This is a genomic window from Paenibacillus periandrae (assembly GCF_022458865.1).
GTDB classification, from domain to species: domain Bacteria; phylum Bacillota; class Bacilli; order Paenibacillales; family NBRC-103111; genus Paenibacillus_S; species Paenibacillus_S periandrae.
Genome location: NZ_JAJNMU010000063.1, coordinates 1 through 5263, shown reverse-complemented (window position 1 = coordinate 5263; position 5263 = coordinate 1). Strand labels below are relative to the sequence as shown.

Sequence of the window (5263 nt, the reverse complement as noted above, 5' to 3'; positions counted from 1 at the left end):
GGGGTAATACCAGCGTAGCTGACACCACCCGCAAACACATGGATTAAATTGGGAATTTATTAATAACCTCGTTATATTCATTTTGAGCATCGGTAATTGCCAACTTTGAGTATATTTCCAAAGATTTTCTGCTTTCATGGCCGGAATAGGGTTGAATTAGCGCGTCATCGATGCCCTGCTTTTTTAGCCAAGTTAATAGAAAGTGACGTAGTTTATGAGGAGAAAGGTTTTGAGATAACTTGGCCTCCTCTGAATATTTAGCCAAAATCTTGCGTATTCCCCTGTCCGTGTACTTTTTCTTCCATGAGGACTCAAACAGATAGACCGCTTGCTTCTTTTTCATCGAATCAGCGTGCATGGCCAGTAGCTCTTTGAAAGCCTGAGGAAATGGAACAATACGGTCTTTACTGCCCTTTCCTTTGTTGATCCGGATCTGACAGTATTGAAAATCGATGTCCGCCAGCTTAATGCTGATTAACTCGCTGACCCGGACACCTGTATACATGAGGGTTTTCACGATCATCATATCCTGAAAATTCTTTGCCTTCCAAACCACTTCATAGTATCTTTTTAATTCTTCCTCTGTGGGTACGTAAGGCAGCTTTTTATTTGATTTAGGAACCTCAATTTCAAGCTCGCTTCTTAAATGCTGAAACAAATTCTTTAAGTAAGCATAGTCCGGTTGTTCTGAGCGAATGTACTTCGCCAGCTCCCAAGCTTTCTTTTTTGCAGATACGCGTTTTTCAATCATGCAAGTTCACCTTCCAAAGGAAGTCTTTCCTTCATGTCCAATCGGAATGTGCCATATGGATTAACGTGAGTATAGATCAAGGGTGTCACCGCACGTAAATCTTCCGGAGACATTAGATCAAACCATTTCTTCTCCGATAAAACGTTCTGGAACATGATGGTATTAATGTAGACTAAACAATTTTGTAGTAGATGAAGCGACAAAACTGCCATCTCTTGATCTTCTATGCGATTCGTAGCAATTTCTCCACCCTTTCCATAGAAGATAAACCCGTTTGCCGAGTTCCAATTTTCAACGACATTTAAACCAGCATTAATCTCTCGGCGTAATTCTTCCGAATGCAAATATTCACAGAGGAAGATGGTTTTAACTGCCTTTCCCAACTCACCTAGCGCCTGATACGTTGGATGCTTCAAGTTGTTCCGGGTAAACCTTTTCAGAATGGCTTCCGTTTCAGCCGTACCAAGCCGTAAAGCTGTTGCATACTTCATCATTTGATCATACTGCTGACGGATCAGATCCCAATTAATCGGGCGCGTGAGTACATGCTGCAAGTTCGCGTAAGCGTCAGTCATTCCTGGCTCCGGTCGGTATAACTTTTGCGTATGAATAGCTTTTAATCGAGGCATGAGTTTGTAACCAAGCAAATAACAAAAGGCGAATGCAACCTCACTCTGTCCATGTGAATCAACATAATTCTTCTCCACTTCCATATCGGTGCAGTGACGCAACAACCCTTCCATCATCGCAGCGACTTCTGATGAAGAACACGATTTAAGCTGTGAGTAGATGCAAGTCGAATTTTTCTCTACATGCCAATAAATCATAACACCGCGGCCGCGGTATCGGATATGCCATTCCGTCATGAGGTTTTGATCCCATGCCCCGAATTTCTTTGAATCGGAGGCACAAGAAGTTGTTCCCTCACCCCATATTTCCTGCATTCGTACTTTGAAGATAGCATTTACTACTTCGGAAATCGCGTTGCGAAGGTTATCCTTGTGAATGAATTTACGCCGGACGTAAAGAAGGTCTTTGTAGCTTTCACCATGATCACCGGCGCTGACACGCTTTAAACCGGTATTCGTTCCCAAACCGTAAAGAGATAGGATCAATCGCTTTTGCAGCGTATCCCGGTCTAATATCTCTCGATGCCCCACTGTCTTGAACATTTCTGTAAACGAAATACGTAGATCGGTTTCCTTCAAAATATCGAGCAAACTGGTCATCGGCCAGCGGCGCGTAATTTCACCTTTGATCCGGATTAAATTAACCGGCTCTTCTTGTGGTTCCAACGGAGAAACCGAGATCCAGCCTTTACCTTTATCAGTAATCCTTACTTTAGGGTTCTTCGGCATTCCCTCGTTTAATTTTTCAAGACCTTGGATCATTTCTTGTTTTAGCGTAGTAATAAAGGAGTCTGCATCTAACGGCTGATTTAAAGCCTTGTAGTTTTCCTCACGGCGTTCCTCAAAGTCTACCGGCAAGTCCTCATCTGGATTACGATACCGGTTCGCTCCAAACACCCATATTTCTTTACATCGTAACTTATCCCGGAGCATTTGCAAGGCGCTGATTTCATAGTTGATCCTGTTTACTCGTTCTTGTCCCTTTTCATCTTTTTCGATGATAATTTCTTTGTAGTTATTGCGGATCACCCCATTGATCGGAATTTCGTCGCCTAAGGGAAAATAGTGCATTCCCGTTTGAGTGTATTTCTTGATTAGTTCGAGCGCGAGGATAACCGGACGGTGAACGTCGTTATTAGAACGAAAATCAAGAATGCTAAGAATTTCAGGAACTATCCGGCGGTAATGACTGCCATAGGAGGCGCGAATGACCGTATGGATTTTTTCGCGGTATGCCGGTCCAGTATGTTTAAATTCTTTGACTAAATCTTTTAGTGTTTGTTCGTTTACAACTGGGTACAGGACATCTTTAATGATCCCCTCCGGATGCTCGATGGCCGTCTGCGCCATGTTAAATAAAATGCCGTACTTGTTGCTGACTCGTCGTAGATCATTCAGAATTTCCTTATCGATCTTTCGTTCGGCGCGTACTCCGATACGGTGAATAATTTGAATGAGCAGATCGACCAGGTTGTCCGATATTTCCATGCACCGTAACCAAAAGAAAGCTGACAACAGCGTATATCGAATCGGATCTGGATGTCGGCGTAGCTCACGTAGATCCTCAGTAGAAACGCGCTGTCGATACTTTTTCAACACCTTATGGGGAATGTCTCGAAATAAATCATGCGGAAGCTCCAAATTGCGGATAGTTCGCAATTTGTTAACTTCCTTCAGCACGCTATCCACCCCAGCACGACCAGGATCTGCCTTTAACTCATTAAATGATATTTGTATGCTGCTGTCATTGGCGGCTTCTTCATCAATCTCTAAATAAGAAATGCTTTCAATCAGAGAGTCTAGCTGAGTTAGAGACGTGGAAGGCAGCTTTTGGTATGTCGCTTGAAAGAAGGATTCTTCATATGTGTGAATGGCTGAACGGATCAAACGCTCAATGCGGTCCGTCGTGGGAGGCACGATTTTAAATTCATGGAATCGACGGTAAACGCGTTCCTTTAAATGCTCAAATTCATGATCGTGATGCAGAACATGTTGGCATAGCCATTCTGCCATTTCCTGAGCATCCTCTATCGTATCCTCGCGGAACCCGAAGTACTCTCGGATCTGTTTTCGGTGGTAGGTAATTGAACGACCGGTCCAATCGTACTGAGCATATAATTCCGGCTCAGAGAAGATTTGTTTTGCAATGTACGCGATCACCGCTTTGGGAACTTCGTACTTATGAGTTGGGAAACGGGCTTCATTTTGAAAAAACTTGAGTAGCAAGGCAAATCCAATCCTGGTTTCCCCGGTCTTGTTCTCGATCAACCTCATCTCGTTCGGTAGGATCGTGAAATGCTCGATTAATTCGTCCAGTTCCCAATTCCGTTTCATGTTATCCCCTCCAAAGTAAAGTTCCTATAACAGTAAGTATCGGAACATAACGGTTGAAATTAGTATATCTAGAGCGTGTATTTTAGGCAATATGAGTCTCATAAAGTTCGATATTCCATTTACAAAAACAAAAACGGAACTTAATTATTTTAATGAAGGTTCCTAAGATACGAAATAGCGTAGCAAGAGAAATATGATTGTAATAGGAACTAGCGTTCGCTATAATCTAATTGAGAATATAACGAATGGTTGTGATCAGAAATGAAAGTTCAACTCAGTAGAGATACAAAATACTTTTGCGAGGATTTCTCACAAATCCGTGAAATACTTAATCAAATTCAGGCTCAGTTTATAACTAAGAAGCAACAGGAAGATCATATTTTCAGAATATATGATCCACAGACACAAGCAAACTCTAAAAGAATAAAAGTAAGGATAGAAAACGAAGAGTCATTACTAGTTTATGTTTACTGTAGAAGTAATCAAGAATCAAATATTGAATTTGAATATTACCAAGTTAAAGACGCACAAATCCTTCCCATCTTTACCTCATTATACGGTCAAGCATTAACAATTAAAAAAGAAAGGGAAGTATGGTCTAAAGATCATGTAGTCTTTCACTTGGACACTGTTGAAGGTGTTGGAAAGATTTTCGAAATTGAACTTTTACAATCGGGGACTACCCCAATAAATGTGGACTTGGAAGGCTACAAACAGTTGTTTCAAGTCTATTTATTGCAAAAGATTGAAGGTTCCAATGAAGACTTAGTAAGCGGAAAGGAACTTGTAGATGGAAAATACTAAATACACAGCCCATAACATAGACCTTTCCTCTCAAATGGAATACCTCACATCGATTATCCTGATGAATCCTGTTTTGGATTCTGTTTTCAAAAAAGCTCCTAAGCTTAAAATAGAACATTATTATATAGGGGCAGGTTGTATAACTCAAAGTATTTGGAACCACCACTGTGGTTATCCGATTACTCAAGGTATTAAAGACATTGATTTTGTTTACTACGACCCAGACCTATCCTTTGATAAGGAGTGCGAGGTAATAGAACGAGTTAAAGGTCTATTCGACGATGTTCCTATAAGTGTTGATGTCAAAAATCAAGCACGCGTCCACTTATGGTATGAGCAACACTTCGGTTACGCTATAACTCCTTATTTTTCACTTGAGGAGGCCATTAATACTTGGCCTACAACAGCTACTGCAATAGGATTAAGAAAAAATGAAAATGATACTTGGAGATTGTATGCACCCTTTGGATTAAATGATTTATTCGGGCTAATTGTAAGGGCAAATAAAGCCCAAATAACAAAAGAGATATTTGAAAAGAAAGTACTTAGGTGGAAAACTAACTGGCCGGATCTTATTGTAATTCCGTGGGACTATACTTAACTCTAAGGGACACGTTAGTTTTAAACGAACAGGCTGCCGCTAGTACTCTACACCACTCATAAAAAAGAACTCTCCATACTTGGAGGGTTCTTACATTTATATACATGCGTTTGCGGGTGGTGTCAGCAACGCTGGTACTACCCC

General features: G+C 41.1%; 4 protein-coding genes. 2 read left to right on the top strand and 2 right to left on the bottom strand.

The annotated features are described in order from the left end of the window. Positions 1-43 precede the first annotated feature (43 nt). Positions 44-751 carry a tyrosine-type recombinase/integrase gene (locus tag LRL21_RS44305; protein WP_240422132.1) on the bottom strand — a complete coding sequence of 236 codons (708 nt, stop codon included), beginning with the start codon at positions 749-751 and terminating at the stop codon, positions 44-46. Continuing rightward, complete coding sequence (locus LRL21_RS44300) at positions 748-3714, bottom strand: Tn3 family transposase (RefSeq protein ID WP_240422131.1); 2967 nt, start codon at positions 3712-3714, stop codon at positions 748-750. Before LRL21_RS44300 ends, LRL21_RS44305 begins: the two co-directional genes overlap by 4 nt. A gap of 261 nt (positions 3715-3975) precedes the next feature. On the opposite strand from LRL21_RS44300, the gene LRL21_RS44295 reads away from it, so the two are divergent. Both LRL21_RS44295 and LRL21_RS44290 read left to right on the top strand, forming a co-directional pair. Then, positions 3976-4518, top strand: coding sequence for a CYTH domain-containing protein (locus LRL21_RS44295; RefSeq protein ID WP_240422130.1), 543 nt, complete (start codon positions 3976-3978; stop codon positions 4516-4518). Then, positions 4505-5119, top strand: a complete 615-nt coding sequence (locus tag LRL21_RS44290; RefSeq protein ID WP_240422129.1) for a nucleotidyltransferase family protein — start codon at positions 4505-4507, stop codon at positions 5117-5119. The genes LRL21_RS44295 and LRL21_RS44290 overlap by 14 nt, the downstream gene beginning before the upstream one ends. The last annotated feature ends 144 nt before the right edge of the window (positions 5120-5263 follow it).